This window comes from Kribbella sp. NPDC104218 (assembly GCF_055584105.1).
Genome location: NZ_JBVJMQ010000001.1, coordinates 359,514 through 385,524, shown reverse-complemented (window position 1 = coordinate 385,524; position 26,011 = coordinate 359,514). Strand labels below are relative to the sequence as shown.

The 26,011-nt window shown below is 69.6% G+C and carries 29 protein-coding genes; 11 read left to right on the top strand and 18 right to left on the bottom strand.

What is annotated here, in order from left to right:
• Window positions 1-2 precede the first annotated feature (2 nt).
• Window positions 3-491, top strand: coding sequence for an NUDIX domain-containing protein (locus tag ACZ6ZD_RS01805; protein WP_465667334.1), 489 nt, complete (start codon window positions 3-5; stop codon window positions 489-491).
• On the opposite strand, the gene ACZ6ZD_RS01800 is transcribed toward ACZ6ZD_RS01805, so the two are convergent.
• Window positions 458-1,231, bottom strand: coding sequence for a GNAT family N-acetyltransferase (locus tag ACZ6ZD_RS01800; RefSeq protein WP_465667332.1), 774 nt, complete (start codon window positions 1,229-1,231; stop codon window positions 458-460). The two genes, ACZ6ZD_RS01805 and ACZ6ZD_RS01800, sit on opposite strands and share 34 nt — an antisense overlap.
• Window positions 1,232-1,374: 143 nt before the next feature.
• On the opposite strand from ACZ6ZD_RS01800, the gene ACZ6ZD_RS01795 reads away from it, so the two are divergent.
• On the top strand, window positions 1,375-2,196 hold the full coding sequence (locus tag ACZ6ZD_RS01795; protein ID WP_465667331.1) for an AAC(3) family N-acetyltransferase: 822 nt from the start codon (window positions 1,375-1,377) through the stop codon (window positions 2,194-2,196).
• On the opposite strand, the gene ACZ6ZD_RS01790 is transcribed toward ACZ6ZD_RS01795, so the two are convergent.
• Entirely contained in the window at window positions 2,182-2,865 is a 684-nt protein-coding gene (locus ACZ6ZD_RS01790; RefSeq protein WP_465667329.1) for a DinB family protein, read from the bottom strand. The two genes, ACZ6ZD_RS01795 and ACZ6ZD_RS01790, sit on opposite strands and share 15 nt — an antisense overlap.
• Window positions 2,866-2,957: 92 nt before the next feature.
• Window positions 2,958-3,455 (bottom strand): GNAT family N-acetyltransferase, encoded by a 498-nt coding sequence (locus ACZ6ZD_RS01785; RefSeq protein ID WP_465667327.1) that lies wholly within the window; start codon window positions 3,453-3,455, stop codon window positions 2,958-2,960.
• Between the two features lie 96 nt (window positions 3,456-3,551).
• Between ACZ6ZD_RS01785 and ACZ6ZD_RS01780 the strand changes: the two genes are divergently transcribed.
• Window positions 3,552-4,079 (top strand): DinB family protein, encoded by a 528-nt coding sequence (locus ACZ6ZD_RS01780; protein WP_465667325.1) that lies wholly within the window; start codon window positions 3,552-3,554, stop codon window positions 4,077-4,079.
• On the opposite strand, the gene ACZ6ZD_RS01775 is transcribed toward ACZ6ZD_RS01780, so the two are convergent.
• Window positions 4,076-5,062 (bottom strand): ferritin-like domain-containing protein, encoded by a 987-nt coding sequence (locus ACZ6ZD_RS01775; RefSeq protein ID WP_465667323.1) that lies wholly within the window; start codon window positions 5,060-5,062, stop codon window positions 4,076-4,078. The two genes, ACZ6ZD_RS01780 and ACZ6ZD_RS01775, sit on opposite strands and share 4 nt — an antisense overlap.
• 37 nt (window positions 5,063-5,099) lie before the next feature.
• A complete protein-coding gene (locus ACZ6ZD_RS01770; protein ID WP_465667321.1) occupies window positions 5,100-5,516 on the bottom strand; it encodes a hypothetical protein in 417 nt (138 codons plus the stop codon).
• 413 nt (window positions 5,517-5,929) lie between these two features.
• On the opposite strand from ACZ6ZD_RS01770, the gene ACZ6ZD_RS01765 reads away from it, so the two are divergent.
• Window positions 5,930-7,270, top strand: coding sequence for an FAD-binding oxidoreductase (locus ACZ6ZD_RS01765; protein ID WP_465667319.1), 1,341 nt, complete (start codon window positions 5,930-5,932; stop codon window positions 7,268-7,270).
• Here the strand turns inward: ACZ6ZD_RS01765 and ACZ6ZD_RS01760 are convergent.
• Complete coding sequence (locus ACZ6ZD_RS01760) at window positions 7,267-7,620, bottom strand: YciI family protein (RefSeq protein ID WP_465667317.1); 354 nt, start codon at window positions 7,618-7,620, stop codon at window positions 7,267-7,269. The two genes, ACZ6ZD_RS01765 and ACZ6ZD_RS01760, sit on opposite strands and share 4 nt — an antisense overlap.
• A gap of 118 nt (window positions 7,621-7,738) precedes the next feature.
• On the opposite strand from ACZ6ZD_RS01760, the gene ACZ6ZD_RS01755 reads away from it, so the two are divergent.
• Window positions 7,739-8,506, top strand: a complete 768-nt coding sequence (locus ACZ6ZD_RS01755) for a class I SAM-dependent methyltransferase (protein ID WP_465667315.1) — start codon at window positions 7,739-7,741, stop codon at window positions 8,504-8,506.
• Between the two features lie 8 nt (window positions 8,507-8,514).
• On the top strand, window positions 8,515-8,958 hold the full coding sequence (locus ACZ6ZD_RS01750; protein ID WP_465667313.1) for a hypothetical protein: 444 nt from the start codon (window positions 8,515-8,517) through the stop codon (window positions 8,956-8,958).
• Window positions 8,959-8,998: 40 nt separating this feature from the next.
• Here ACZ6ZD_RS01750 and msrA read toward each other — a convergent pair whose 3' ends face one another.
• Both msrA and yczR read right to left on the bottom strand, forming a co-directional pair.
• A complete protein-coding gene (gene msrA / locus ACZ6ZD_RS01745; protein ID WP_465667311.1) occupies window positions 8,999-9,643 on the bottom strand; it encodes a peptide-methionine (S)-S-oxide reductase MsrA in 645 nt (214 codons plus the stop codon).
• Window positions 9,644-9,826: 183 nt separating this feature from the next.
• Entirely contained in the window at window positions 9,827-11,266 is a 1,440-nt protein-coding gene (yczR, locus tag ACZ6ZD_RS01740) for a MocR-like transcription factor YczR (RefSeq protein WP_465667309.1), read from the bottom strand.
• A gap of 62 nt (window positions 11,267-11,328) precedes the next feature.
• Between yczR and yczE the strand changes: the two genes are divergently transcribed.
• Complete coding sequence (gene yczE / locus ACZ6ZD_RS01735) at window positions 11,329-11,988, top strand: membrane protein YczE (protein ID WP_465667307.1); 660 nt, start codon at window positions 11,329-11,331, stop codon at window positions 11,986-11,988.
• A gap of 46 nt (window positions 11,989-12,034) precedes the next feature.
• Here yczE and ACZ6ZD_RS01730 read toward each other — a convergent pair whose 3' ends face one another.
• The gene (locus tag ACZ6ZD_RS01730) at window positions 12,035-14,194 is read right to left on the bottom strand and encodes an MMPL family transporter (RefSeq protein WP_465667305.1); all 2,160 of its coding nucleotides are present in this window, start codon (window positions 14,192-14,194) and stop codon (window positions 12,035-12,037) included.
• A gap of 103 nt (window positions 14,195-14,297) precedes the next feature.
• Here ACZ6ZD_RS01730 and ACZ6ZD_RS01725 point away from each other — a divergent pair, with 103 nt between their 5' ends.
• Window positions 14,298-14,876, top strand: coding sequence for a TetR/AcrR family transcriptional regulator (locus ACZ6ZD_RS01725; protein ID WP_465667303.1), 579 nt, complete (start codon window positions 14,298-14,300; stop codon window positions 14,874-14,876).
• A gap of 170 nt (window positions 14,877-15,046) precedes the next feature.
• On the opposite strand, the gene ACZ6ZD_RS01720 is transcribed toward ACZ6ZD_RS01725, so the two are convergent.
• From ACZ6ZD_RS01720 to ACZ6ZD_RS01705, 4 genes are all read right to left on the bottom strand, one after another.
• The gene (locus ACZ6ZD_RS01720) at window positions 15,047-15,379 is read right to left on the bottom strand and encodes an ArsR/SmtB family transcription factor (protein ID WP_465667301.1); all 333 of its coding nucleotides are present in this window, start codon (window positions 15,377-15,379) and stop codon (window positions 15,047-15,049) included.
• Window positions 15,369-15,803, bottom strand: a complete 435-nt coding sequence (locus ACZ6ZD_RS01715; protein ID WP_465667299.1) for an SRPBCC domain-containing protein — start codon at window positions 15,801-15,803, stop codon at window positions 15,369-15,371. The genes ACZ6ZD_RS01720 and ACZ6ZD_RS01715 overlap by 11 nt, the downstream gene beginning before the upstream one ends.
• 78 nt (window positions 15,804-15,881) lie before the next feature.
• A complete protein-coding gene (locus ACZ6ZD_RS01710) occupies window positions 15,882-17,357 on the bottom strand; it encodes a hypothetical protein (RefSeq protein WP_465667298.1) in 1,476 nt (491 codons plus the stop codon).
• An 8-nt stretch (window positions 17,358-17,365) separates the two neighbouring features.
• Entirely contained in the window at window positions 17,366-17,947 is a 582-nt protein-coding gene (locus ACZ6ZD_RS01705) for a hypothetical protein (protein ID WP_465667296.1), read from the bottom strand.
• A gap of 175 nt (window positions 17,948-18,122) precedes the next feature.
• Here ACZ6ZD_RS01705 and ACZ6ZD_RS01700 point away from each other — a divergent pair, with 175 nt between their 5' ends.
• Genes ACZ6ZD_RS01700 through ACZ6ZD_RS01690 form a run of 3 tightly spaced genes read left to right on the top strand, consistent with a single transcriptional unit; the run spans window position 18,123 to window position 21,890 of the window.
• Window positions 18,123-19,277, top strand: coding sequence for a cystathionine gamma-synthase (locus ACZ6ZD_RS01700; protein ID WP_465667294.1), 1,155 nt, complete (start codon window positions 18,123-18,125; stop codon window positions 19,275-19,277).
• 3 nt (window positions 19,278-19,280) lie between these two features.
• Window positions 19,281-20,645: a glutamate mutase L gene (locus ACZ6ZD_RS01695; protein WP_465667292.1), complete on the top strand. Its 1,365-nt coding sequence runs from the start codon at window positions 19,281-19,283 to the stop codon at window positions 20,643-20,645.
• 30 nt (window positions 20,646-20,675) lie between these two features.
• A complete protein-coding gene (locus ACZ6ZD_RS01690) occupies window positions 20,676-21,890 on the top strand; it encodes an AI-2E family transporter (protein ID WP_465667290.1) in 1,215 nt (404 codons plus the stop codon).
• A 6-nt stretch (window positions 21,891-21,896) separates the two neighbouring features.
• On the opposite strand, the gene ACZ6ZD_RS01685 is transcribed toward ACZ6ZD_RS01690, so the two are convergent.
• From ACZ6ZD_RS01685 to ACZ6ZD_RS01665, 5 genes are all read right to left on the bottom strand, one after another.
• Complete coding sequence (locus ACZ6ZD_RS01685; RefSeq protein ID WP_465667288.1) at window positions 21,897-22,676, bottom strand: nucleotidyl transferase AbiEii/AbiGii toxin family protein; 780 nt, start codon at window positions 22,674-22,676, stop codon at window positions 21,897-21,899.
• Window positions 22,673-23,011, bottom strand: a complete 339-nt coding sequence (locus ACZ6ZD_RS01680) for a hypothetical protein (protein ID WP_465667286.1) — start codon at window positions 23,009-23,011, stop codon at window positions 22,673-22,675. The genes ACZ6ZD_RS01685 and ACZ6ZD_RS01680 overlap by 4 nt, the downstream gene beginning before the upstream one ends.
• Entirely contained in the window at window positions 23,008-23,664 is a 657-nt protein-coding gene (locus tag ACZ6ZD_RS01675) for a nucleotidyl transferase AbiEii/AbiGii toxin family protein (RefSeq protein ID WP_465667284.1), read from the bottom strand. Before ACZ6ZD_RS01675 ends, ACZ6ZD_RS01680 begins: the two co-directional genes overlap by 4 nt.
• A gap of 61 nt (window positions 23,665-23,725) precedes the next feature.
• A complete protein-coding gene (locus ACZ6ZD_RS01670) occupies window positions 23,726-25,321 on the bottom strand; it encodes an MDR family MFS transporter (RefSeq protein ID WP_465667283.1) in 1,596 nt (531 codons plus the stop codon).
• On the bottom strand, window positions 25,318-25,902 hold the full coding sequence (locus ACZ6ZD_RS01665; protein ID WP_465667281.1) for a MarR family winged helix-turn-helix transcriptional regulator: 585 nt from the start codon (window positions 25,900-25,902) through the stop codon (window positions 25,318-25,320). Before ACZ6ZD_RS01665 ends, ACZ6ZD_RS01670 begins: the two co-directional genes overlap by 4 nt.
• Window positions 25,903-26,011 lie beyond the last annotated feature (109 nt).

Genomic DNA, 26,011 nt, shown 5'->3' with positions numbered 1-26,011 from the left:
CCATGACCTACCAAGGCTCGTACCTGTGGTCACTCCGCCAACAGGTCGGTTCCCAGCTCCTACTGATGCCCGGCGCCCAAGTCCTCCTCCTGGACGCCGCCGACCGCATCCTCTTCCAGCGCAGCCGCGACACCGGCCGCTGGGAGCTCCCCGCCGGCGCTGCCGAACCAGGCGACACCTTCCGGACGACGGCCGCCCGCGAGCTCGCCGAGGAGACCGGCCTCATCGTCGACCCGGACGAGCTGGTCCCGTTCGCGGCGCTGTCCCGGGCCGACGTCCACACGCTGACGTACCCGAATGGCGACGTACTGCAGTGTTTTGCGCTCTGCTTCGAGGCTCGGCGCTGGACCGGTGAGCTGCGGGCCGAGCCTGGTGAGGTGTTGGAGGTCGGCTTCTTCGCGGAGCCGCCGGGCGAGTTGCATCCGCCGACCGAGGTGGTGCTCGGGTTGTACGCGGCCTATCGGGAGTCCGGGGTGTTCCAGAGTTCGTAGCAGCGCTTGGTGCCGTGGGCAACGAAGCCGGCTCGGCGGAGGGTGGGGGCGCTGGTGGTGGTGCGGGCGGTGACGAGGGCCAGGGTGGCGCCGTCGGTGCGGGCGGCTTGGCAGCGGGCGGCGATGAGGGCGCGGTAGACGCCGCGGCCGCGGGCTTTCGGCAGGACGCCGGCGCCCCAGAGTCCGACGACGTCGCCCATCAGGGTGTAGCCGGACGAGGCAACGATCTCGCCGTCGAGTTCGGCGACGAAACGGAGTGGTGAGTGGTCACCTCGCGCGGCGGCCGCGATCTCCAACTCCAGTTCGTGCGGCGTCGGCCCTGCACAGCCGAACACCTCGACGTCCACGGCCGCGGCGCGCTTGATGGTTTCGGCGTCCGTCGCGACTCGGACCTGGACGTCGTCCGGCACCTGCAGCCGGTCGACCAGCGTCGCGAGATCCGTGAGGTCGCAGGCCAGGATCTCCAGCTCCTCGATCTGCCGGAATCCGAGCCCCTGCAGGGTTTCCGCGGTATCGGCGGGCGCGGTGCGATTGTTCACCCACCACCGCAGCTTCAGATCCGCCGAACTCCGCGCTCGCACCTCGGCGACCACGTCCTCGACCGGGCGGTCCGTGACCGACCACTGCACCGAGGCACGGTCCGGGTACCGAATCAGCCGGTACTCCGCCGTCTGGACGTCGTCCGCATCCGCCGGTACGAACACCCAGTCCGCCGCCGCCCGCAACACCCGCTCACGCATTGACGAACCTCCAGAGCTCCACAATTGCCGTTCCCACGCCGCTCCCCGCGGGGCGGTTCGCCGATCGGCCAATTGTGAAGCGGTGGCGGTTCACCTTCCGAAATCGGGGTGCGGGGTGGGGGCCGGGTTGGGATGATCGGCCGATGGTCACCAGAGCTGAGATCGCCGACGGGTTGCGGCAGCTGGGGTTGGGGCGGTCGGCGAGCGTGATCGTGCATACGTCGCTGCGGTCGTTCGGGCAGGTGGACGGCGGCGCCGAGGCGGTCTGTCAGGCGCTGATCGACACGTGCGGGACGGTCCTGATGCCGGGCGGCACCTGGGATTCGACCGTGGTCGCCGCGCCGCCGGGCTCGGCTCGGCCGAACAACGCGTTCCGGCCCGCCGTGGACTGGGCAACCTTCGACGAGTCGGTTCGCCGGGCCTCGGCGTACCGGCCGGATCTGCCGGTCGACCGCTGGCTCGGGGTGGTGCCGGATGTGATGCGCTCGGTCTTCGCGCCGCCGCGGACGACGCACCCGCTCTTCTCGTACCAGGCGATCGGCGAGCGAGCCGAGGAGGTGCTGGCCGCGCAGCGGGTCGACTGGCCGCTCGGCCCGATCGAAGCGCTGGACGGCGAGGTGCTGCTGCTCGGGGTCGGCCACACCTCGAACACGACGATCCATCTGGCCGAGCAGCAGCTCGGGATGTCCCGCTTCTACCGATACGCGAAGACCGGGGACGGCGTCTGGTCCGAGTTCCCGAACCTACCGGGGGAGAGCCACCGCTTCGACGCGATCGAGCCCTCGTTGCTGGCAGCAACGAAAGAGGTGCGGATCGGGGCATGCCGGGCGCGGCTGATCCCGGTCGCCGCAGTGCTGGCGGCGGCCCGGCAGCTGATCCTCGACGACCCAGGCGCATTGCTCTGCTCGGACGACCCGGAGTGCCGCTGCGCGGCCGCGTTGGCGCAGCGGTTAGAGCAGCTCTAGGTCGCGCTCGGCGTACCGGCGGTGCCACCACTCCTCATTGAGGATCGTCTCCAGACAACCGCGCACCGGGTACGCCGCCGCCGGCGGGTAACTCGGCCCGTCGACCGGAGTGGTCTCGGAGTCGAGGACGTCGTCGGTCAGCGCATCGACGTACCGGCGGACACGACCCATCCGGTCCGCCCGCAAGACGAGCACCTCGTCGAGCGACGGCTGGACGTCGAGGTCCCACGGCAGCCTAGGGTCCGGCGGACAGCCATCGAACGGGAGATCAAGCGCATCCCACGGCTCCGGATCGCCGAGAATCGCGCGGCTCATCCAGGTGTCGGTCGCATAGACCAGATGCCGCAGCGTCTGAATGAACGACCACTCGCCGTCCACCCGCACCTGCAACTGCTCGGCCGGCAACTCACGCACCCGCGCGATCGTGCCTGCCCACATCTCCTCGACCACATCCCACCCCACACGGAACCCGTCAGCATCCGTCGGCCGCATCTTCACCCGCTCCGGATACCGCCGATCCAGCTCCGCCTCCACCAACGGCGCAACCTCGACCCCGTTGACCGTCAGCCCCTCGATCACCCCCTCGATCCGCACCCCCTCGAACAACACACTCCGAAACACCGACCCCCCGAACCCCACCCGCTCGAACCGCGAATCCCGAAAATCCACGTCCCGAACCACAGCCCCACGCAAATCCCGATCAACGAACGTCTCACCCATACCGCCCACGCTAACGGTGGTTCCGGACGAATCCCGTCCGTTTACAGCTGCTTGGTGAACATGAGGGTGAGGCTGTCGTCGTTGGTGACGGTTTGCATGGGGGCGACTTGGCGGCCGTCGTAGATGAGGCCGCGGCCGTCCGGGATGTAGCCGCGGCGGACGTACATGCGCTGGGCGTTGCCGTAGTCGGGGTAGAGGCCGACGCCGATGCCGACGACGGGGGAGCGGGTGGCGATGCGGGCCTCGGCGGCGTCCATGAGGGCGGTGCCGATGCCGCGCCGGCGGACTTCGGGGAGGACGTTGAAGTCCTGGATCTCGGGGATGCCGGCGAAGGGCTCGTACGGCGACTCCCAGCGGATCGTCAGGTAGCCGACGTACTGGTTGTCGAGGAAGGCGACCAGGATGTCGCGGTCGCCTGCTTGCTGCTCCTCGAGGTAGCGCTCGTACTGCGATTCGGGCTTGGGCCAGCCGAGTCGCGCGAACGCGGCGGCGATCACCGGCGGATCTTCGGGCTGGAGGGCGCGGATCACCAGGTTCATGTCTGGGAGCGTAGGCGGGCGGCGGCTGGAAAGGCGCGGGAATTTCTGTGAGGTAGCGGACGTGATCTGTCCGCTACTGCTCTTAGAGTTCTGGGTATGACGAACGCACAGAGCGAGCAGGCCGACCTCCTGGACTTCCTCGGCAAGCACCGCTGGTTCCTGCGCCACACGGCCCAGGGCCTGACCGACGAGCAGGCGAACACCGCCAGCACCGTCAGCGCGCTCACCATCGGCGGGCTGATCAAACACGTGACCACGGTCGAGAAGAACTGGGCGGCCTTCGCGCGGAGCGGGACGCCCGAGGTGGACTACGCGGCCGACAGCGCGACCGAGTACACGCCGGAGATGCTCGCCGCGTGGGAGGACAACTTCCGGCTCGTCAAGGGTGAGACGCTGGCCGACGTCCTCGCGGAGTACGAGAAGACGGCGGCCGCGACCGACGAGCTCGTTCGCACGCTCGACCTGAACATGACGTACGAGCTGCCGGCGGCGCCCTGGCAGCCGCCGGGCGTCTTCTGGTCCGTCCGCCGCGTCTTCCTGCACATCACCGCGGAGACCGCGCAGCACGCCGGGCACGCGGACATCATCCGGGAGACGATCGACGGCCAGAAGACGATGGGCTAGGTGCGGTCGTCCGGCGCGATGTAGCCGAACGTCGGGCCGGCGCCGTCCTTGAGGAGTTTGAGCATGCCGGCTTTGAGGCCGTACATGGCGCGGATCGAGTCCCGGATCATGGCGGGCTCGCCGTTGAAGGTCTGCTCGAGCAGGTAGAGGACCATGCAGTAGGTGTTGTCGAACTCCAGCTGGGCCGCGCGGACGACGGGGTCCGCGGCCGGCTGCGGGTTCGGCTGCATGGCGGCGATCCCCGCGGGGTCGAGCGTGATGGGATCGCCGGTCGGGCCGGACGCCGGGGTGTCGCCGTGCTGGTACCGGCGTCCGAGCTGGAGCTCCTTGAAGCGGTAGTAGTGCGCGACTTCGTCCCGATCGGGGTGGCTGAAGTCGCGGTCGCCGTCCCAGATCCCGCCGGCGCCCTCGCCCTGCTCGACGATCTCCTCCAGCGCGGCCAGCGCCGAGGCGAGGTCGGTGACGGCGTCCAGCTTCCCGTTGGTGTGCAGGAACGTGTTGACGGTCACCTGCCGCTTCGGATCCCCGGTGAACACCTTGTCCTCGCCGAACCGCTCGCACAGCTCCCGCAGTCCGAGCTCGATCGCTTTGTAGAACTGGCCGATCGTCTCGTAGCGGTCGTCCTGCGGCGGCGCGCCCGCCGCCTCGGGCTGCTCCAGCTTGAGGAACATCTCTAGCGCCGCATCACCGAACGGCAGCAGCTCCAGCTCCACCGACCCGTGCGGCAGCCGGCGCGGAAAGCCGGGCAGCAGCTCCGGCGCATCCAGGCGCGGCGCGCCGCCGACCGCGTTCAGGATGTTCGCGGCCAGCGAGAGATGGATCATCTCCTCCACGAACACACCGCTCACCACCTCGACCGCATCCGCGTTCCGCTCCGGATCCAGCGAGTACAACGCACACAGGTACGGCGGGAGCGTCGCGTGCTCCAGCTCCACGGCCCACTGGAGATGCTCGCGAAGGTCGTCGACGTCGTTGATTGCCATACCCGCAAGACAGAACGCCCCCGCCGCCTGTGACAGCTCAGATGACGGTCGTGTTGATCTTCACGCTCCCCTGCGCGCCGACGAACGGATTGTTCACCGCCCACAACAGCCCCTCGGAGTACTCCGGTACGTCGAAGTTGCACATCACCCAACCGCCGTCCGCCCCACGCCGGTTGAAACACTCCCGCGACCAGCTCGACGGCGCCGGCCGCTCATAGATCGTCCCCGCCGCCGGCTCCCCGTTCGCCTTCGTGTCCTTCACCCACACCTTGTCCCCGTAATGCCCGAAACAAGCCTTCGCCCCCGTCACCGACACACACCAAACCCCGATCTCCCCCTCCGGCGGCGCCCCACTCGGCTTCCCCTCCGCCGCCCACGACATCGTCGTAGACCCCACCGCCACCAGCACCACCGCCGCCGGAATCCCCAACACAACCCGCAACGCCCGACCCATCACAACCTCACACCTTCCCTCGACACCAAACCCCCGAGTCAACCACGCCCCAACCAACCCCCACCCCCCGACGTCCACCCCACATGCCCACAGACCGTTAGTTCGGCTGGTGGGTGGGGTGTGAGTTGTGTCTCTTGGGTGGGGTGGATTTGGCGGGATGGCGGGGAGGGGTGGGTAAGCGCTTCCCGGGGGTGGTCGCGTGGGGTGGGGGCGGACAGTAGCCTCGGGGGTAGCCGCACTCCCCGCCCCGAGTACGACTGGAGGATTCCGTGAGCCAAGCCGGATTCAGTAGGCGTAGGTTTCTTGCCGCTGGTGCGGCTGTCGCTGGTGCGACAGCCCTCGGTGGGACGTTGGTTCCGCGCGCGATTGCGCGGGGAACCGCAGATATTGACTATGCGGGTTTGAAGGCCGCGATGAGCGGCAGACTGCTTCGGCCGGGGGACTCCGGTTACAGCGAGGCCGCCCGGACGTGGAACCTGGCGCTGCCGTCGCGGCAGCCCGCAGCGATCGCGCAGGTGGCCAACCAGGCAGATGTCATCCAGTGCATCCAGCGGGCCGCCGGTCGCGGCGTACCGTTCGCGGCGCGGTCCGGCGGGCACAGCTACGCCGGCTACTCGACGCCGGACGCCGGTGTCGTGGTTGACGTGGCTGCGTTGAAGCAGGTGACGGTCCGCTCCGACAACACGGTGGCGATCGGTGCTGGTGCCAAGCTGATTGATGTGTACGCCGGTCTGGCCGCGAGTGGCCGCGCGCTACCGGGAGGCACCTGCTCGACCGTGGGGATTGCCGGGCTGACGCTTGGCGGCGGCATCGGCGTCCTGACGCGGCCGTTCGGGCTGACGTGTGACCTGCTCAAGTCCGCGACGATCGTGACGGCGGACGGCGTCGTCCACACGGTCGATGCGCAGCGGGACGCCGATCTGTACTGGGCGCTGCGTGGCGGCGGTGGTGGGCATGCGGGCATCGTGACCGAGTTCGTGTTCAACACGGTTCCGGCGCCGAGCCCGACGACGTTCGAGATCGCGTTCTCGGCCAGCCGGACGGCGAACGTCCTGTCGGCGTGGTCGTCGTGGCAGAACTCCGCCCCGGACGGACTGACGACGACGCTGTCCGTCGGCGCCGGATCCTCGCCCAGTAACGAGATCACCGGGACGTGGCTCGGCTCGAGCAGTGAGCTCGACAGCCACCTCAACGCGCTGGTGTCCGCGGTCGGGTCGTCGCCGTCCAAGCGGACGACGAAGAAGCGCACCTACCTCGACACCATGCAGCACTTCGCCGGTTGCGCCGGGAAGCCGATCAACGCCTGCTACCTGAACACCGAGCCCGGCGGCACGATCCCGCGGGAGACCTTCCGCGCCGGGTCACGGATGCTGGCGTCCACGCTCAGCAAGTCCAAGGCCGACCAGATCGTCGAGATCATGCGCGGGCAGCGCGACATGGTCCTGCTGTTCGACGCGCTCGGCGGCAAGGTCAAGACGCTGAGCAGCGGCGACACGGCGTACCCGCACCGCTCCGCCGTCGCCTCCGTCCAGATCTACACCTGGAACGGCGGCAACAGCTCAGGCGTCACCTCCGTGCAGAACTCGCTCAGCTCGGTCGCCGGCTCCGGCTCGTACGTGAACTACATCCACCCCCAGCAGACGAACTGGGGGACGGCGTTCTGGGGCGGCAACCTGTCCCGCCTCAAGACCACCGTCCGCTCCTTCGACCCGAACAACGCCTTCGACTTCCCGCAGTCCGTCCTGCGGTCCTAGTCCTCCGGCACCTCCCCGAACGTCCGGACGTGTTGCGCGCATCGGCACGCGACCGCGAGTTTCGCGGCCCACTCGAGTGCTTCCGCTCGAGTGGGCACGTCCACGATCGTCATCCCGCCCAGCAGCCCTTTGCTCTCCGGGTAAGCCTCCTCCGCGACGACGCCGTCCGTCCCCACCACCGCGTGCTCGACCGCGTTGCCGTCGTACAGCAGCCCACCGCCGAACACGAACACCCCGGCGGCCTCCGACTCCCGGACCACCGCGTGCGCCGCCCGCCCGACTTCCCCGAGCTCTTCGGCCGGAATGTGATCCATCGCGCCGTTCCCGAACGAAATCAAGTACCGCGACATCGCAACCTCCCACTCGTCTTTCCCCTGCAACGAACCGCCACCGCCCGATTCGACAGGTGCCCTTGCTGGGGGCGGAAAATCGCGGGCGCCGCGGCTCGTCGGGTGTGAGGATGCTGGCATGGTTGAGCGGGCGTTGAGTTTCGGAGCGGTGGCGGAGACGTACGAGCGGTTCCGGCCGGGGTATCCGGCGGAGTTGCTCGAGCTGGTGACGTCGTACGCCGGAGGGCCGGTCCGGACGGCGCTGGAGATCGGGGCCGGGACGGGGAAGGCGACGCGGGTTTTCGCGTCCGGTGGGATCACGGTGACGGCGTCCGAGCCCGATGCGGCGATGCTGGCCGAGCTCCGGAAGCATCTGCCGGCGAGTGTCACCGGCGTCCAGGCGCTCTTCGAGGAGCTGCCGCTGGATTCGGCGTACGACCTCGTCTACTCAGCCGCCGCGCTGCACTGGACCAAGCCCGAGGGCCGCTGGGAGCGGATGGCCGCCCTCGTCCGCCCAGGCGGCGTCTTCGCCTCCTTCGGCGCACCGATCCAGCTCGCCGACCTGACTCTCCGCGAGGCCGCCCGGGCCGCCCGCGCCCCCTACCTGGCGGACGACGGCGTCCCATCGCCCGACGGCACCCCCGCCGACCTGCCCATGCAGTGGCCCGGCACCGAACTCGAGCAGTCCGAGTGGTTCACCGACGTCCGCCAGGAGGTCGTCGAACATCGCCTCACCATGAGCGCCGACGACTACATCGGCCACCTCTCCACCGTCTCCGCCTACGTCATCCTCCCCGACGCCGACCGAGCCGAAGTCTTCCGCCTCGTCCGCGCAGTCCTCCCCGAAACCGTCGAACTGGACGCCCAAGTCCACGCCCACCTAGCCCGCCGCGTTTCCCAGCGATAATTGGCGGCATGGAACGAGCGCAACGCGACGGGCTCAAGCGGATGCGCTGGCCGCGTCGGCTGCCGGATGTGCCGAGCAGAGTCTGGTCGGACGAGGACTGGCGGCGGCTGCAGCTCGGGTACGGAGCAGGCTCCATGGAAGAGAAGTGGAACGTCTTCGCCGAGGGGCAGACCGTCTTCTGCCATCGCAGCTGGACAGGTATCGGGTACTACGAGGCGACGTTCGTGCCGGTCGAGAGCGGCGGATGGCGCATCGCCTCGGCCCGGGTCGCTCGTCATCCGTTAGCTGTCGTCTGGCGGTTGCGGCCGAGCCACCGTCGTCTTGACGACACGTTCGACGCGACTCTGCTGGAGTTGGTGCTCAGCGCGGTCGTGCTCGGCGAACCGGCTGTGGAGCTTCGGGAGCGCCTGAACGAGCTGACTCGCCAGCAGTCACCTCCTGAAGACGTCTGACATGCGAAGGGCGTCACCGGTGGGGTGACGCCCTTTGGGGTTAGCTTTCGGAGGGGAAGGGGACTCCGGTGTTGCTGTGGCAGCGGTAGCCGTGGGGGTTCTTGTGCAGGTACTGCTGGTGGTAGGGCTCGGCGTAGTAGAAGGTGGTGGCGGGGGCGATCTCGGTGGTGATGTCGCCGTAGCCGCGGGGTTTGATGACGGGGGCGTAGAGGTCGCGGGTGCGCTCGGCCTCGGTGCGCTGGGCGTCGGTGGTGTAGTAGATGGCGGAGCGGTACTGGGAGCCGAGGTCGTTGCCCTGGCGCATGCCCTGGGTCGGGTCGTGGGTTTCCCAGAAGACCTTCAGGAGGTCGGTGAAGGTGGTCTTGGTGGGGTCGTAGACGACGCGGACGGCCTCGGTGTGGCCGGTGCCGCCGGAGCAGACCTCTTCGTACGACGGGTTCGGGCTGTAGCCACCGGCGTACCCGACGGCGGTCGTGTAGACCCCGGGCAGCTGCCAGAAGATCTCCTCGGTGCCCCAGAAGCAGCCGGTGCCGAACCAGACCTCCTCGAAGCCCTCCGGCGCCGCAGCGGTCTGCGGGGTGCCCAGGACGATGTTGTCGGCGGGTACGGCGTAGCCGGGGGTCGGGCGGCCGGGTAGCGCGGCCTCGGGCTCGACGAGGGTGGACTTGCGGCTGAAGAACGACATTCTCACGCCTTTCGCAGTGCGGCTTACATAGTGTCTCAACACCCCTCGTCGGGTGAACCTTCCCCGCACCCCTTACGGGACGATGACGTGTACGGACGGACGGGTAGTAGTCACCCCGGGGTGGGCTCGCGCAGGCTGGGACGGGCGCGGTGGGGGAGAGGTCTACCCGTTGTTCGGTCCGGGTCAGGCGATCATCGCGGGGGTGTAGGGGGTGGTCGGGGCAGTGGTGAGGGAGTTGTAGGAGGCGGCCAGGCGGTGGACGCCGTCGCGGAGCGTGTCGGGGTCGAGGGTGTAGGGGAGGCGGATGAAGGATTCGAGGCCGCCGTCGGGGGAGAAGCGGGAGCCGGCGACCAGGAGGACGCCGTTGCGTTGGGCGACGCCGACCAGGCTGGAGCCGACGGGCTCGGGGAGCTCGCACCACAGGGACAGGCCGCCACCGGGGAGGCGGAAACGCCAGCTGGGCAGTTCGGCGGTGACTGCGGCGGCCAGGGCGTCGCGGCGACGGGCGAGCTCGGCTCGGCGTTCGGGGAGCAGTGTGGCGCAGTTGCGGAGCAGGTCGGCGACGACGAGCTGATCGAGGACGGGCGCACCCAGGTCGAGGGAGGCGCGTGCGTCCAGCACCCGTGCGACCAGTGCGGACGGGACGCGCATCCAGCCGATCCGCAGTCCGCCCCAATACGACTTGCTGACCGAGCCGACCGTGATGACGCCGTCCGGGTGGTACGACGCGAACGGCGGCGGCATCTCCTGGCCGTCGAGCCACAGCTCGCCCAGCGTCTCGTCGATGATCGCCGTCGTCCGGCTGCGTGCGAACGCGATCGCGAGCCGCTGCCGATCCGCCGCGGTAAGTAACCAACCGGTTGGATTCTGGAAGTCGACCACCATCCAGGCCGCTCGCGGCGCCGTCTGCCGAATAGTTGCCTCCAGCAAGGGAAGGTCCCAGCCGTCCGGGCTCATCGGCGCGGCCACGACGCGGCACCCGCTGCGCCGGATCGCGTCCACCGAGTTCGGATGTGTCGGGCTCTCGGTCAGCACCCGATCGCCGATCTGCGTGAACGCCCGGATCGCGATCGACGTCGCCGCCAGGGCTCCGGCGGTGACGATGATCTGATCCGGGGACGTCGGCAGCCCGCGTTCGGCGTACGTCGCCGCGATCTCGGCCCGCAGCTCCGGCAGCCCCTGCGGGTGATACCCGGGCGTGGCCAAATGCGCCGGGAGCTGCTCCGCCGCGGCAGCCACCGCCGTACTGATCCCCGGTACGGCGGCCGGCGCCGCGCAGGTGAAGTCGAACAGGCCCTCGGTGTCGATCCCGGGCGCGTGGTGCCGCCCGAGCTCGGGCCCGACCTTCGTCGGCAGCGCGGTCACGCTGCCCGACCCGCGCCGGCTGACCAGGTACCCACTGTCCCGCAGCTCCCGGTACGCCGAGGCCACCGTCGTCCGGCTGACCCCGAGGGCATCGGTCAGCTCACGCTCGCTCGGCAGCCGCGCGCCGGGCATGATCCGCCCGTCCGCGATCAGCAGGCGGAGCCGCTCGGCGAGCACCCGGTACGCCGGGCCGGAGTCGCCGGACCAGCTCCCGAGCAGGCCGACGACCGAGCTGGCGGGGAGTTGCTGCGCGTTCATGCAGTCCACTATTGCGCAATTGGCTATCGATCACCAGGCCACTTGACACGCAAACTGAAGAAGTGACCGCCACTTCGTCAGCCCCGCCGCGGCAGCTCGCCGCCCTGAACCCGATTCAGCAGCTCAAAGCAGGCCACCTGCCGCGACGTCTCGTCCAGCTGTACGTCGGGCTGGTCCTGTACGGCGCCTCGATGGGCCTGATGATCCAGGGCAACCTCGGCCTCGACCCGTGGGACGTGCTGCACTCCGGCATCATCAAGCACGTCCCGCTGAGCTTCGGCACGGTCGTGATCGTGATGAGCTTCGTCGTCCTGCTGGCCTGGATCCCGCTGCGCCAATGGCCCGGGCTGGGGACGATCAGCAACGCCGTGGTGATCGGCCTAGCCACCGACCTCACGCTGGCGACGGTCGACCGGCCGGACGCGCTGTGGCTGAAGATCGTCTTCATGGTCGCGGGCGTCGTCGTCAACGCGCTCGCCGGCGCGCTCTACATCGGCGCCCAGTTCGGCCCGGGCCCCCGCGACGGGCTGATGACCGGTCTGGTTCGGCGTACCGGTCTGAGTATCCGGCTGGTCCGGACGTCGATCGAGATCGCGGTGGTCGCGATCGGCTTCCTGCTCGGCGGTGCGATCGGAGTGGGCACGGTCGTCTACGCGCTGTCGATCGGTCCGCTACTGCACCTGCTGCTGCCACTGTTCACGGTCCGCTTGAAGACCGACTGAGACGGCAACGGGATCCCGAACCAGGGGGCTCGGGATCCCGTTGCGACTAGCCGACCGGCTCCAGCTCTCGCTCTGCGGACGCCGTCGTCCGGACCTTCGGCGCGCGCGGCCACCAGGCCCACTTGCCCAGTAGGGCGGTCAGGCTCGGCACCAGGAAGATCGACATCACGAACGCCGAGATCACGATCCCGGCCGCGACCGAGAAGCCCATCTCGGTCAGCAGCGCCATCCCGGCCAGCATCAGCGAGGAGAACGTCCCGGCCAGGATCAGCCCGGCCGCGGCCACCGACGGCCCGCCGTGCTCGATCGCGAGATCGGCGGCCTCGCGCGGATCGGTGCCCTGCTCGGCCTCTTCGCGCAGTCGCGCGATCATCAGGATGTTGTAGTCGGTGCCGATGGCAACGACGAACAGGTAGAGCATGATCGGCAGCGAGAACGTGACGCCCGCGTGCCCGGCCGCGCCCTGGAAGACGAAGACCGTCGCGCCGATCGAGCTGAAGAAGCTCAGGACGACGGCCAGCATCAGGATCACCGGCGCGACCAGCGACCGCAGCAGCAACGCGAGGATGATCGCGATCAGACCGCCGGCGACCGGGAAGATCACCTTCAGGTCGCGGCTGTTCGCGTCCCGGATGTCGGTGTAGCCGGCCGTCACCCCGCCGAGCAGCGCCGTCGTCCCGGACGGCGTCTCGGCGTGGACGACGTCGCGCAGCTTGCCGTCGACCAGGTCGAGGGACGCGTTCGCGTACGGCGCGCCGTTCAGGACGACGTTGATCTGGGCAACGGTCTGGTCGGGGCTGAGCACCGCGAGGCTGCCCTTCGCGTCCGCCGGGAGGACCGCGCCGACTCCCTCCACCTTCGCGAGCTTCCCGGCGTACTGCGTCAGCTCGGCCGGATCGAGCGGCGTACCGGCCGTGCTCTTGACGTAGACCGTGGTCGGGTTCAGCGCGCCGGCGGGGAAGCCGGCCTGCAGATCCTTGACCGCCCGGGCCGACTCGGTACCGGCCGGGAGCTGGCTGAACGCGTCGTAGTCCACCTTCATCCCGGTCGCGCCGAGCGCCAGGATGATCATCACGCCGCCGGAGGCGAGCGCGACCAGCGCCGGACGCCGCGCGGTGAACCGGCCGAGCCGCTTGAACGTCGTCCCCTTCGGCGTCCGCTGCCAGGACTTCGACGGCCAGAACACCTTCGGGCCGAGCAGCGAGACGACGGCCGGGATCAGCGTGATCGCGGCGAACGCCATCACACCGACGGCGATCGCGAGGCCGGGGCCGAGGCTCTTGAAACCGCCGAAGACGGCCAGCAGCAGGGCGCTGAACGCGACGATGATCGCGCCGGCGGCCGAGACGATGACCTCGCTGACGCGGGCGGTCGCCTTGACCAGGGCCTCCTTCGGGTCCTCGCCGGCGCGCAGGAGCTCGCGGTAGCGGAAGAGCAGGAAGAGGATGTAGTCGGTGCCGACGCCGTACAGGACGACGGTCAGGATCGTCTGCAGGTCTTGGGTCGCCTGCAGGCCCGAGGCCTTCGCGACCAGGGCGATCAGGCCCGGCGCGATCGACGAGACCAGGCCGACGGTGACGATCGGCAGGAGCGCCGCGACCGGACTGCGGTAGATGATCAGCAGCAGGCCGATGATCAGCACGATGGTCGCGATACCGACCACGATGAACGCGTTGTCGAACGCGTCCATGTTGTCGAGCATCAGGGCCGCGTCGCCGGTGACGCCGTACTCGAGACCGGCGCCGGACAAGGCCGGCCCGGTGACATCACGGACCTTCTGGACGGCGTCCAGTACGCCCTGCTCTTCGGCGGTGCCCTTCAGGCCGATGCTGACGATCTGGACCTGTTTGTTCGGCGAGAGCGCCTGCGGGCCGGTTACGACCGCGGTCACCCGGTCGATCTTCGCCGCGGTCAGCTTGGTCGCGAGGTCGGCGACCTTGGCCTGGTCGGCCGCGGTCAGCTCGCCGCCGGAGCCGCGTTTGACGACGATGCTCGCGGTCGCGTCGTTCGTCTGGCCGAACGTGTCGGCGGCCAGTTTCTGCGCCTGGACCGACTCGTACGTGTCGGGCAGCAGGCTCGTCTGGTCCTTGCTGGTGACATCGGCCAGTGTCGGCGCGAAGGCGAGGACGGCGATCGCCGCCACCACCCACGCGGCGATCACCTTCCACGGGTTGTGGACGACGAGTCGCCCGAGCTTGCTGAACACCCCGAACCCCCTCCAAGAGGTCGGCCGGCGGATCCTCTACCTGCCGGTCGGTAGGTAGATTACCTGCCGCCCGGTAGGTTAGCCAAGATGAGAGGGTGGTGACGTGCAGCAGCCGACGAGTTCCCGGGACACGAAAGCCGCGATCCATCGCGCGGCGCTCCAGCTGTTCTCGACCCACGGTTACGAGAAGACGAGCCTGCGGGAGATCGCCGAGCAGGTCGGGATCACCAAGGCGTCGCTCTACTACCACCACCAGTCGAAACAGGACCTGTTGCGCGCCATCATCGGCACCTTCGTCGAAGACGCCCGATCCGTGATGGCCGCCAGCGATCACCTCGACTGGTCACCCGAGACCTGCCGTGAGCTGCTCGGCGCGTACGCCGACGTCGTCATCAAGCACCGCACCACCGGCCCCATGCTCACCCGCGACATCAGCGCCGTCCTCGCCGCCTTCGGCGAAGACCTCGAAGACCTCCTCGCCGCCAGCCGCCGCTTCCAAATCTGGCTAGCCGGCCCCAACCCCACCCCCGCCGACCGCCTCCGCGCCACCGCCGCCATCGAATGCCTGGGTGCCGCCCTCGCCCTGGGCCCCGACGACGACGTCCCCGACACCGAAATCCGCAACACCCTCCTCGAAGCCGCCATAGCAGTCCTAACCAGCCACACCCCACCCCCCACCTAACCCGCCCCACCCCGGTCGTCCTCCCGGCCGGGCCGTTCGCTCGTGCTCAAGTTGCGCTGCGGCCGAAGAGCAGGTGGTCGCACGTGCCTGTTCCTGGTGGTTGGGTTGGTGTGCCGGTGCCTCCGGCTGTCGCCGCCCGTTTGTCGCCCTCGGTTGAGCGTTGGTTGTTGTTAGTCGGTTAGGTGGGTTTTTAGGGCTGTTAGGCGGGTGTCCCAGTCGGTGGCTAGGGCGGCTAGGAATTGTTGGGCTAGTTGGATGGGGGTGGAGTTGAGGTGGTAGCGGATGCGGCGGCGTTCGGCGGGGTGGGGGGTGACGAGGCCGGCTTCGGTGAGGAGGGTTAGGTGTTTGGTGATGGCTTGGCGGGTGATGGGGAGGCGGTCGGCGAGGTCGGTGGCGGTGGTGGGGCCGCCGGTGGCCAGGTCGGCGAGGATCGCGCGGCGGGAGGGGTCGGCGAGAGCGGTGAAGACCTGTTCGGCGATTGCCTCGGCGGGGTCAGGCTGCATTGAGGTATTCGACCAGTTCGCCGAGCTCGAGTCGCCAGCCTTCGGTGTTTCCGTCGTAGGCCTTGGTGTAGGCGTCGTCGGCGGTGACCTGGGCGAAGCCGGTTTCGACGACGGTGAGGCGGGTGCCGGCGGTGGTGGGTTCGAGGGTGAACTCGACGTACGTACGCCGGGGGTCGTCGGCGGGCAGGCCGTAGATGTGCCAGGTGTAGCCGAAGACCGTCGGCTCCTCGATGCGCTCGATCCGGAGCTCGGCCTTGTCGCCGCTGGTCCAGGTGAGCTCGGCGGTGCCGCCGGTGCGCAGGTCGACCGTGGCCTGGTTGCCGAACCAGGTGCCGAGACCTTCGGCCGTGGTCAGCGCCGCCCAGACCTTCGCGGGCGGCTGGGCGAGCTCGACGGTGCGCTCGATGCGATCCGGGAATCCCATGACAACCTCCAATAGATAGCAACCGTTCAGTTGCAATAAATGTATTGCAACTGAACGGTTGCGTCAAGCGTGGGGTGGTCAGCTACGTCCGTCGGGGCCTTTGGTGGTGCGGTTGGCGCTCTGGCCGGTGCTGTGCTGGTTCTTGTTCGGGTCGGACTGGGCGGTCTTCTTCGCCTCGGCCGTCGTCGCGCCCTTGGGCGGCGCGACGCCGCTCAGGGCCGAGTCGTAGCTGTGGAGCGCACTGTCGCCGTGCTGGCCCGGGCTCTGCGGCAGCTGCTCACCCGCGGCCTGGAACGTCGGCGCCCCGACCGCCGGACGCTGCGGCTGCCCCGGCTGCGTAGTCGGCTCATTGCCCGCCGACTGGAACACCGCCTGCTGCGACCCCCGCGGCGACTGCTGTGCCGCCGGCACCCGCCCACCCTCCTGCTGAGGCTGCTGCCCCTCCGCCTGAACAGGCTGCGGTACGCCGGGCTGCGCCGTCCCCGACTCCTGTACGCCGGGCTGCGCCGCTCCCGACTCCTGTACGCCGGGCTGTGTCGCCTCCGGCTGTTGCGCGCCGGGCTGCATGACAGGTGACTCCTGCTGCCCACCGAGCTGCTGCTGTGCGGTGGCCTGCTGCCCGGTCGGTACGGCGTTCCACTCGGCGGTCTTGTTCGGATCAGCCACCTCAGGCTGCTGGACCCCAGGAGCCACGGCCGCGGGCTGCTGAACCGTCGGCTGCTGGACCGCGGGCTGCTGAACGGTGGGCTGCTGAACGGTGGGCTGTTGGGCCGCCGGCTGTTGAGCCTCAGGGCCTGCAGCGGCCTGCTCCGGGCCCTGCACCGCCTGCTGCTTCTCGGCCGCCTCCAGCCGGGCGACCTCCGCCTCCAGCTGCCCGATCTGCGCCCGCAACTGCTGGATCTCCGCCCGCAACGCATCCAGCCGCTGTTGGCTCTCCAGCTGGGGCGCCTGCTGTGGGCTGATCTCCGGGGCCGCTTCGGCGAAGCGATCCGGCTGCTCGGCCCCCACCCCGGGGCTGACCTCGAAACGGTCCGATCCGGTGGCCGCCCCGATGAAGTTGTTCTTCGCCAGGTACGCCAGATCCCCGCGCGACATCTGCGAGCGCCCGATCTGGGAGCGGACGCTGGGGTCCATCGTCTTGACGTCCTTGGCCGCCTGCGCGAACGTCGCCTTGAGCATCTTCGTCCCGCGGCGGTAGTCCCGCCATCCCGACGCGCCGTCCGCGAGCCTGCCGACGAGCGAGGTCCGCTGCCGCGACGGCCCTTGGTACTGACCTTGAGCTGTGTAGGCGAGCGTGCGGAGATCGGCCCGGTCATTCTGGTCGTGGATGCCGGTGATCGCCCGCTGCGCCATCGCCGTCAGGTGGGCGGATGTCAGTCTGGACGCGCCGATCTCCTCGCGGAGGCGGGGACTCATCCGGTCGACGTCCTTGCGGGCCAGCTGGTAGGCGGCCTTCATGGATTTCGTGCCCTGCCGCACAGTGCGCTTGAACTCGCGCCGAAGACCCCGCGCCTCACGCCGGCTCATGCGGCCTTCCGGTGTCGTCTGGCTCATCGGATCTCCTAGTCGAGGTACATCGCGTAGCTGACGCCGACGGACGTGGTCAGCGGTTCCTTCTGCGGTTTGATGCTGTACAGCCGCAGCTCGGCGCCGGGGCGGACCCAGACGGCCAGGTGGCGGTAGTCGGACGCCGCGCCGGGCGCCCACTCGTCGGCGAAATCGGGATTGCTGTCGTCGCCGATGTAGTCGGGCGGACCGAAGTACCGCGTGGTGAGGGCAAGGTGATCAGGCCAGTGCGTATCCAGGCCGGCCGCGGCCGCCTCGAGATCGTCCGGACCGATCTCGTACGCCGACCAGCCGCTGTCCGGGCAGTCGGAGAACACGAGGCCGTCGAACACGATCATCGTCGTACCGCGCGGGGTGACGAACCCCCAGGACACCATCTCCGGGGCGATCGTCTCGCCCGGCTGCAGCGGCCAGGGCTGCCACGCCGTCTGCGCCAGCAGCCGGTGCACGAGCGCACGCACGACCTCGGGGCCGGAGTCGTCGCCGTCCGGCCCGGCCAGCGCGGCCCAGTCCTGGATCTCGGCGAGATCCGCCAGCGCCAGATCGTCCTGATCGAGCGGCCTGTCCTGCGTCTTCATCGAATTGCCCTCCTGCGTCCATCCACTACCCACAGCGACCCTAGGCGGCCGCGGGGTCGCCTCGCCAGGGGGTTGGACGGATCTGTGGACAACTCGGATCCCACCACTTCGGGTGACCGTCTCAGCGCCGAGGAGCGGGTTCGGCGGCCGGCAGACCAGGCCGTACGCTGGTCCGGTGAACACCGAACACCACTACGGCTTCGAGACGCTCGCGATCCACGCCGGGAACGAGCCCGACCCGACGACCGGCTCGGTCGTCCCGCCGATCTACGCGACCAGCACCTACAAGCAGGACGGCGTCGGCGGGCTGCGCAACGGGTACGAGTACTCCCGCTCGGCGAACCCGACCCGGACGGCGCTGGAGGAGTGTCTGGCCGCGATCGAGGCGGGGACGCGCGGTTTCGCGTTCGCCAGCGGTCTCGCGGCCGAGGACACGCTGATCCGGTCGCTGTGCGTGCCCGGTGACCACGTGGTCTTCCCCGACGACGCGTACGGCGGCACGTTCCGGCTGTTCTCCAAGGTCCTCGGCGCCTGGGGCGTCGAGATGACGCCGGCCGCGGTCACCGACCCGGAGGCGATCCGGGCCGCGATCCGCCCGGGCAAGACGAAGGTCGTCTGGCTGGAGACCCCGACCAACCCGCTGCTGAACGTCGCCGACATCGCGCTCGTCGCGCAGGTGGCGCACGCGGCCGGCGCGCTGCTGGTCGTCGACAACACGTTCGCCTCGCCGTACCTGCAGCAGCCGCTGGAGCTCGGCGCGGACGTCGTCGTCCACTCGACCACCAAGTACATGGGCGGCCACTCCGACGTCGTCGGCGGCGCGCTGATCGTGCGGGACGCCGGCCTGGCCGAGAAGATCGCCTTCCACCAGAACGCGATCGGCGCGGTCGCCGGGCCGTTCGACGCGTGGCTGGTGCTGCGCGGTATCAAGACGCTCGGCGTCCGGATGGACCGGCACAGCGACAACGCCGAGAAGGTCGTCGAGTTCCTCCAGCGGCACAAGTCGGTCAGCCAGGTGCTCTACCCGGGCGTCGACGGCCACCCCGGCCACGAGACCGCCGCGAAGCAGATGAAGCGGTACGGCGGCATCGTGTCGTTCCGCGTCACCGGCGGCGAGTCGCAGGCGATCGACATCTGCAACCGCGCCGAGGTCTTCACCCTCGGCGAGTCCCTGGGCGGCGTCGAGTCGCTGATCGAGCACCCGGGCAAGATGACCCACGCCTCGGTCGCCGGGACGCCGCTCGAGGTGCCCGCGGACCTGATCCGCCTGAGCGTCGGCATCGAAACCGTCGAAGACCTCCTCGAGGACCTCGACCGCGCCATGTCCTGATCCATGAGCCTGGTGGTGGCGGTCGACTTCGGGTCGACGTTTACCAAGGCGGTCGCGGTGGACTCGGCGTCGGGCGGATTGGTGGCCCGGGCCGAGTTCCCGACGACGGTCGGGACGGATGTGATGGAGGGGTGGCTCGCTTGCCGGGCCGCCCTGCTCGCCGTTGATCGCGGGGTGGAGCGGGCTGAGGTTCTCGCCTGTTCCAGCGCGGGCGGCGGACTGCGGATCGGTGTCGTCGGCAACGAAGAGCTGGTGACGGCCGAGGCGGGGAAACGGGTCGCGCTGTCGAGCGGCGGCCGTGTGGTCGCGGTGGTCAGCGGCGGGCTGACGCGGGCCTCACTGGCGGAGCTGCGCAAGGAGCGCCCCGACGTCCTGCTCCTGGTCGGTGGGACGGACGGCGGGAACTCGGCCGTCCTGCTGAAGGCCGCGCAGACGCTGGCCACCTACAAGTGGCGGCGGCCGGTGGTTGTCGCAGGCAACATCGAGGCGCAGGCCGAGGTGGCCGCGATCCTCGGCGACGTCCCACACGTGCTCGCGGCGAACGTCGTCCCGGAGATCGGGGTGTTCGCGCCGGACGGCGCCCGCGCGGCGATCCGGGAGATGTTCCTCGCGCATGTGATCGGCGGCAAGGGCCTGTCCCGCGACCCGGCGTTCGCGCGGATGGTGCGCGCCGCGACCCCGGACGTCGTCCTGCGCGGGGTCGAGGTGCTCGCCGGGCTGCACGGCGATGTGGCCGTCGTCGACATCGGCGGCGCGACCACCGACGTCCACTCGGTGCTCGAGCTCGACCCCGAAGACGCCAACCTGGGCCGCGAGGTGGTCGCCACCCATCCCGTCACCCGGACGGTCGAAGGCGATCTCGGGATGCGCTGGAGCGCCGTCCCAGTAGTTGCCGCTGGCCTCGAATCCGGCCTGCTCCCGGACGACGACGGGCTCCGGGCCGCGGCCGCCCGCCGGCACCAGGATCCGGCGTACCTGCCCGATTCACCGCTCGAAACGCAGTACGACGAAGCTCTCGCGAGCATCGCGGCGACGGTCGCCCTGCGGCGGCACGCGGGCCGGCAGCGGATCGTGTTCGGGCCGGGCGGCCGGGTGATCGAGCGCTCCGGGAAGGACCTGCGCGAGGTCGACCTGCTCGTCGGCTCCGGCGGCGTCCTGCGGCACAACGGCCCGGACGTCGCCGCCCGGATCCTCGGCTCGGTCGCGACCAACGCGCAGGCCGAGGGCTGGCTCGTGCCCGAGCGGGCCCAGGTCTGCGTCGACCAGGACTACGTCCTCGCTGCCGTCGGCCTGCTCGCCGACGCGAATCCGGCCGCCGCGCAGGGCCTGGCCGCGCACATTCATGGAACCGTCGGAGCCGGGCACTAGGCTCGAAGGAGAGCATCCCGGGGAGGTTCGATGAGTGACGACAAGAGTCCGGTCGCGGACAACGACGTGGTCGAGGAGACCGCTGATTCGGTGCCGCCCGACGATCACCTGCTGGTGACGTCGAGCCGGGGGCGTGTCGACACCGGCGTGACGCCGGGGATGCAGATCGCGAGTGCCTGGTCGTGGCGCTTCCTGGTGATCGTGGCGGCGGTGCTCGCGATCGCTTACGGGATGCAGTACCTGTCCGAGGTCGTCGTCCCGGTGACCGTCGGCGTCCTGCTCACCGCGCTGCTGATCCCGGTCACCAACGGCTTGCAGAAGCTGCGGGTGCCGCGCGGGCTTGCGGCCGGGATCACCGTGATCGCGACGCTCGTGCTCGTGGCGGGTCTGCTCACCCTCGTCGGGACGCAGATCGCCAGTCAGTTCGAGAGCCTGTCGACGCAGGTCGGCGAAGGTGTGCAGCAGCTGCGCGAGATGGCCCGGCTCAACTTCGGCCTGACCGACACCGATATCGCCAACCTCTTCAAACAGATCCAGGACACGATCACCTCCGGCGGCGCGCTCGGCCAGCGGGCCGCCGAGGTCGGCACGACCGCGACGCATGTCTTCGCCGGCCTGTTCATCGCCCTGTTCTGCTTGTTCTTCTTCCTCTACCAGGGCGACCAGATCTGGGCCTGGCTGGTCCGGCTGTTCCCGCGGCAGGCGCGCGAGAAGGCCGACTCCTCCGGCCGTAAGGCGTGGGTATCGCTGACCGCGTTCGTCCGCGCGACGATCATCGTCGCCGCCGTCGACGCGATCGGCATCTCCCTCGGCGCCGCCATCCTCGGCCTGCCGCTGGTCAGTGCGATCGGCATCCTGGTCTTCGTCGGCGCGTTCATCCCGGTCGTCGGCGCCCTGGTCAGCGGTATCGTCGCCGTCCTGGTCGCCCTCGTCGCCAAGGGCCCGATCGTCGCGATCATCATGCTCGCCGTCGTCATCGGCGTCCAGCAGCTGGAGGCGCACGTCCTCCAGCCCTTCCTCCTCGGCCGCGCCGTCAGCGTCCACCCGCTGGCCGTGATCCTCGCGATCGCGACCGGCGTGATCATCGCCGGCATCGTCGGCGCGCTGGTCGCCGTCCCCACTGCCGCCGTTATCAACACCATCGTCAACCACCTGGCCGGCAACGACGTCGACCCCGAACCACCCCGCCGTCCGCTGCCCCGACGAAAACCCCCAGCCCAACCGGAGCCCGAGCCGACGCCGTAAGGCCGTTCAGCTCCCGCGCTCGCCCTTCTCCCGAGCCTGGTACGGCGACTGCCGGCGGCTCCCACCGCCGGCCGCGCTGGTCCGTTCCTCGTTGGGTAACGCCTGCCCGCCCTGGACCAGGCCCAAGGACTTGTCGATATCCGGGTTCTCCGCGCGAGTGCGCAGTTCGTCGGCCCAGCCGGACATCCGGTCCTTCAGACCGGCCGTCTCGGCGGCGTCGAGACCGTACTTGGCGTACTCGCGGTCCGGAATCTGCCGAGCCGAGTCCAGCAGCTGGACGAACGTCGGCCGGTCGATCGGCGAAGCTTCACGGGCATCGGCCAGCCGCATCAACTGATCCGTCGAGTACCCGGCCCGTAGTGCGGCGTTGGCGTCGACGAAGTCCTTCGCCTCACCGCGGGTGTAGATCGACCCGATCCGGGAGCCGACGGCGTCGTCCACGTGGAGGACCGGCCCGACCTCCGACTCGACCGGCTCCTTGGTGCGGTAGTCGATGCCGAGGTCCAGCTGGAACTGCCGATCGCCTTCGCCGATCTCCAGGCGGACGTGCGACGGGTGCTGACGGGTGACCTGGGTGGCGTAGCCGCGCTCCTCCAACGCCGTCCGGAGTTGTTCCGCGGTCGCGCCGAAGTCCTCGTTCATCCGGTTGGTGAACAGGTCGACGTCGTCGGAGGTCCGGGAGCCGATCCCGTGCGCGGTCAGCGCGTTGCCGCCGGCCAGGGCGAAGCCGCGGTCGCGGAGGGCGGACAGCGCGATCCGCGTGGGCTCCTGGTGGTCCGGATTCATCCTCTGGGGCCGAGCTGCGGGAAGGCCTGGGTCCAGAGTTCGGCGCAGCGGCGGGGGAGTCGCAGAGTCGGCCACAGGCTGATCAGCAGGTCCCGGTCGAGTAGCTCGTTGAGGTCGGCTTCGGTCGACGCCTCGCTGAGCACCTTGGAGTAGAGCGTCGTCGCGTCGTCCAACTGGTCGAGGTCATAGCGGCGGTCAGGTCCCCAGTCGAGGTGCTTGGGCAGCTCGAGGACGCCGGTGCGCGGGCCGGTCAGGCTGTCGAGGGACGCGGGCACGACGTACGGAATCATCGACGCGTAGGTGTCGCCCGGCTTGGCCAGCTGTTCGTCGCTCATGTCGGCATTGTCCCGGGCCGCAGGTTCTCCGCCCAGGAGGACGCAGTTGCCCGGACGGCGGCGATCAGCTCGGGGCCGGCGCCGTACCGCACGAAGCCGGTGTCGGGGAGGCGGCTCCCGGCCAGGAGTTGATCGGCGAAGGTCGGCCGGTCCAGTGGGGTTGCCTCGCGAGCATCGGCCAGGGCGAGGGCGGCTTCCGGCGAGTAACGCCCGCTCGTGAGGATGGCATGGACGTCGAGCAGGTCGCGCGGTTCGAGCCGGGAGTAGAGGGCGCCGACCTTGCTGCCGACCGCGTCCGCCTCGGCGAGGACAGGGCCCAGGCCGAAGTCGACCGGTGGAAAGGCGCGGTGGTCGACGCCCAGATCCGCTGTGGCGGTGCTGTCGTCGGAGGCGGTGACGACAAGCCGGGCGAAGGTCGGAGCTTGGCGGACGACGTCGGCCCGCAATCCGTCCGCCTGGTAGGCGGCGACGAGCTCGGTGACGGCGGTCGCGAAACGGGCCGGATCGAGGACATTGGTGAAGAGGTCGATGTCATCGGAGTCCCGCTGCCCGAAGCCGTGGGCGCGGAGGGCGTAGCCACCGGCCAGGACGAAACCCGCGGATGCGAGGACGGACAGGCCGACGCGGGTCATCCGGGTCTGCAACGGCTTCATCAGGACAGTGTGCCGAATGAGCGACCGGCCACCGCTGGTGCGGGGCCGGTCGCTCGGTGGGTCAGTGGATGGCTGCAGCGGCGGAGGACTCCAGGGAGGCCTCGTCGTTGGGGGTGTCGGAGCGTCCGGCCAGGCGCTGCTCGGGAGTGATGATGGCCAGGACGAGGGCGATGGCGAGGAAGGGCAGGGAGACGAGGAAGACGTCGCCCATGGCGTCGACGAGCCCGTGCAGGGCCCAGCCCTTCATGGGCTCTTGGAGGGCGTGCAGCATCGGGACGCTGTTGGCGGCCTGGGTGAGCTTGTCGAGCAGGCCGGGGGTGGCGTTCGGGACGAGATCGGCCAGGTGGTCGTGCAGGCGGCTGGTGAGGACGGCGCCGAAGACCGCGGTACCGATCGCGCCGCCCATCGAGCGGAAGAAAGTCATCGTCGAGGTCGCGGTGCCCATGTGCTGACGCGGGACGCTGTTCTGCGCGGCGGTGACGGTGATCTGCATCGAGAGGCCGAGGCCGGCGCCCATGATGAACATGTAGATGCCCAGGTGCCAGTACGGGGTGGACATGCTCAGCGTGGACAGCAGCAGCATCGCGACGCTGACCAGGACCGCGGAGATGATCGGGTAGATCTTGTAGCGGCCGGTCTTGCTCATCAGCTGGCCGCTGGGGATCGAGGCGGAGAAGATACCGACGATCATCGGCAGCATCGCCAGGCCCGAGCGGGTCGGGGACATGTCCTTCACGGCCTGCAGGTAGAGCGGCAGGAAGATCAGCGCGCCGAACATCGCGACGCCGAGCAGGAACGCGAACCCGGCGTACCCGGAGAAGATCCGGCCCTTGAACAGGTCCATCGGGATGATCGGCTCGGCGACCCGCAGCTCGACCAGGACGAACGCGACGGCCAGGACGACGGAGCCGATCAGCAGCGCGAGCGTGGTGGCGTTGCCCCAGCCGTTCTCCGGGCCGCTCCAGGAGATGGCGAGTAGCAGCGCGGTGACGGCGGCGGTGACGATGGAGGCGCCGAGGTAGTCGATCTTGTGCGAGCGCTTCACGTGCGGCAGCCGGAGGACGGCGGCGACGACGCCCAGCGCGACCAGGCCGATCGGCAGGTTGATCCAGAAGATCCAGCGCCAGCCGGGACCGTCGGTGAGCAGACCGCCGAGCAGCGGGCCGGCCACCGACGACAGGCCGAACACGGCGCCGAAGTACCCCATGTACTTACCGCGCTCGCGCGGCGGGATCACGTCGCCGATGGTGGCGAAGGCCAGCGACATCAGACCGCCGGCGCCGAGGCCCTGGACGGCCCGGAAGCCGATCAGCATCTCGATGTTCTGCGAGAGGGCGGCCAGCACGGAGCCGGCCAGGAAGGTGACGATCGCCGCGATGAACAGCGGACGACGTCCGTACAGGTCGGAGATCTTGCCCCACAGCGGCGTCGAGGCGGTCGAGGTCAGCAGGTACGCCGTGACCACCCAGGACAGCTTGTCGAGGCTGTTGAACTCGCTGACGATCTGCGGCAGCGCCGTACCGACGATGCTCTGGTCGAGCGCGGCCAGGAACATACCGGCCATCAGGCCGCCGAGGACGACGAGGATCTGCTTGTGGGACAGGTATTGCGTCTCTGGTGCGGCGCCGCCTGCGGTGGCGGGCTCGGTGGTGCTCATGTGGTGCTCTCCAGGTTCTGCTCGGTGTGCTCGCGGGCGGCGCTCGTACTGCGGACGCCGGGCGCGGAATCTGTGGATCGGCGAGCCGCCTGCATGGCAGCCCAGCCCTTGTCCGCCCAGGCCGCGTACGGCGGGGCGTCGGTCGAGGCGGTGACGGCGTCGGCGAACCGCGTCATCAGCCGCTCGAAGGTCTCGATGTCCTCCTCGGACCAGCCGTCCAGGGCGGTGGTCAGGAGCTCGACCCGGCGCCGGGCGTTCTCCTCCCACTGGGCGATGCCCTGCTCGGTCAGCTCGACCCGGAAGGCCCGGCCGTCGTCGGGGTCGGGGGAGCGGCGGACCATGCCCAGCTGCTCCAGCGCCCGCACCTGACGGCTCGTGGTCGACGCGTCCAGCTCCATCCGGGCGGCCAGCTCGGACAGGCGGAGCGCACCGCTGCAGCGCAGGACGAACAGCGCGATGTGGGCGCTGTGGTCCATCGTGTCGCCGGGCTGTTTGGCCTTCAGCCGGCGGCCGACCCGGGTGAACGCGTGCATGACGCCTTCGATCGGGGTCTGCGGGGTGTACGCGTCATTTACTTGCATGCTGCAAGCATATACATAGTTGTCTTACGCACGCAAATAGTTTCCGTTACCAACGACTGAGTGGCCACTCATTTGCTGATCGTGGCCAATCCGTCACTGACGGTGTTCG

Excerpts from the sequence above, each read along its gene's own strand:
- ACZ6ZD_RS01770 (WP_465667321.1), bottom strand. The coding sequence starts at position 5,516 with ATGGGTCGGGCGTTGCGGGTTGTGTTGGGGATTCCGGCGGCGGTGGTG.
- ACZ6ZD_RS01665 (WP_465667281.1), bottom strand. The coding sequence starts at position 25,902 with ATGCAAGTAAATGACGCGTACACCCCGCAGACCCCGATCGAAGGCGTC.
- ACZ6ZD_RS01670 (WP_465667283.1), bottom strand. The coding sequence starts at position 25,321 with ATGAGCACCACCGAGCCCGCCACCGCAGGCGGCGCCGCACCAGAGACG.
- ACZ6ZD_RS01800 (WP_465667332.1), bottom strand. The coding sequence starts at position 1,231 with ATGCGTGAGCGGGTGTTGCGGGCGGCGGCGGACTGGGTGTTCGTACCG.
- ACZ6ZD_RS01775 (WP_465667323.1), bottom strand. The coding sequence starts at position 5,062 with ATGGCAATCAACGACGTCGACGACCTTCGCGAGCATCTCCAGTGGGCC.
- ACZ6ZD_RS01760 (WP_465667317.1), bottom strand. The coding sequence starts at position 7,620 with ATGTCGCGGTACTTGATTTCGTTCGGGAACGGCGCGATGGATCACATT.
- ACZ6ZD_RS01780 (WP_465667325.1), top strand. The coding sequence starts at position 3,552 with ATGACGAACGCACAGAGCGAGCAGGCCGACCTCCTGGACTTCCTCGGC.
- ACZ6ZD_RS01685 (WP_465667288.1), bottom strand. The coding sequence starts at position 22,676 with ATGAATCCGGACCACCAGGAGCCCACGCGGATCGCGCTGTCCGCCCTC.
- ACZ6ZD_RS01690 (WP_465667290.1), top strand. The coding sequence starts at position 20,676 with ATGAGTGACGACAAGAGTCCGGTCGCGGACAACGACGTGGTCGAGGAG.
- ACZ6ZD_RS01785 (WP_465667327.1), bottom strand. The coding sequence starts at position 3,455 with ATGAACCTGGTGATCCGCGCCCTCCAGCCCGAAGATCCGCCGGTGATC.
- ACZ6ZD_RS01755 (WP_465667315.1), top strand. The coding sequence starts at position 7,739 with ATGGTTGAGCGGGCGTTGAGTTTCGGAGCGGTGGCGGAGACGTACGAG.
- ACZ6ZD_RS01765 (WP_465667319.1), top strand. The coding sequence starts at position 5,930 with ATGAGCGGCAGACTGCTTCGGCCGGGGGACTCCGGTTACAGCGAGGCC.
- ACZ6ZD_RS01805 (WP_465667334.1), top strand. The coding sequence starts at position 3 with ATGACCTACCAAGGCTCGTACCTGTGGTCACTCCGCCAACAGGTCGGT.
- ACZ6ZD_RS01715 (WP_465667299.1), bottom strand. The coding sequence starts at position 15,803 with ATGGGATTCCCGGATCGCATCGAGCGCACCGTCGAGCTCGCCCAGCCG.
- ACZ6ZD_RS01720 (WP_465667301.1), bottom strand. The coding sequence starts at position 15,379 with ATGCAGCCTGACCCCGCCGAGGCAATCGCCGAACAGGTCTTCACCGCT.
- ACZ6ZD_RS01695 (WP_465667292.1), top strand. The coding sequence starts at position 19,281 with ATGAGCCTGGTGGTGGCGGTCGACTTCGGGTCGACGTTTACCAAGGCG.
- ACZ6ZD_RS01750 (WP_465667313.1), top strand. The coding sequence starts at position 8,515 with ATGGAACGAGCGCAACGCGACGGGCTCAAGCGGATGCGCTGGCCGCGT.
- ACZ6ZD_RS01675 (WP_465667284.1), bottom strand. The coding sequence starts at position 23,664 with ATGAAGCCGTTGCAGACCCGGATGACCCGCGTCGGCCTGTCCGTCCTC.
- ACZ6ZD_RS01680 (WP_465667286.1), bottom strand. The coding sequence starts at position 23,011 with ATGAGCGACGAACAGCTGGCCAAGCCGGGCGACACCTACGCGTCGATG.
- ACZ6ZD_RS01795 (WP_465667331.1), top strand. The coding sequence starts at position 1,375 with ATGGTCACCAGAGCTGAGATCGCCGACGGGTTGCGGCAGCTGGGGTTG.
- yczR (WP_465667309.1), bottom strand. The coding sequence starts at position 11,266 with ATGAACGCGCAGCAACTCCCCGCCAGCTCGGTCGTCGGCCTGCTCGGG.
- ACZ6ZD_RS01710 (WP_465667298.1), bottom strand. The coding sequence starts at position 17,357 with ATGAGCCAGACGACACCGGAAGGCCGCATGAGCCGGCGTGAGGCGCGG.
- ACZ6ZD_RS01705 (WP_465667296.1), bottom strand. The coding sequence starts at position 17,947 with ATGAAGACGCAGGACAGGCCGCTCGATCAGGACGATCTGGCGCTGGCG.
- msrA (WP_465667311.1), bottom strand. The coding sequence starts at position 9,643 with ATGTCGTTCTTCAGCCGCAAGTCCACCCTCGTCGAGCCCGAGGCCGCG.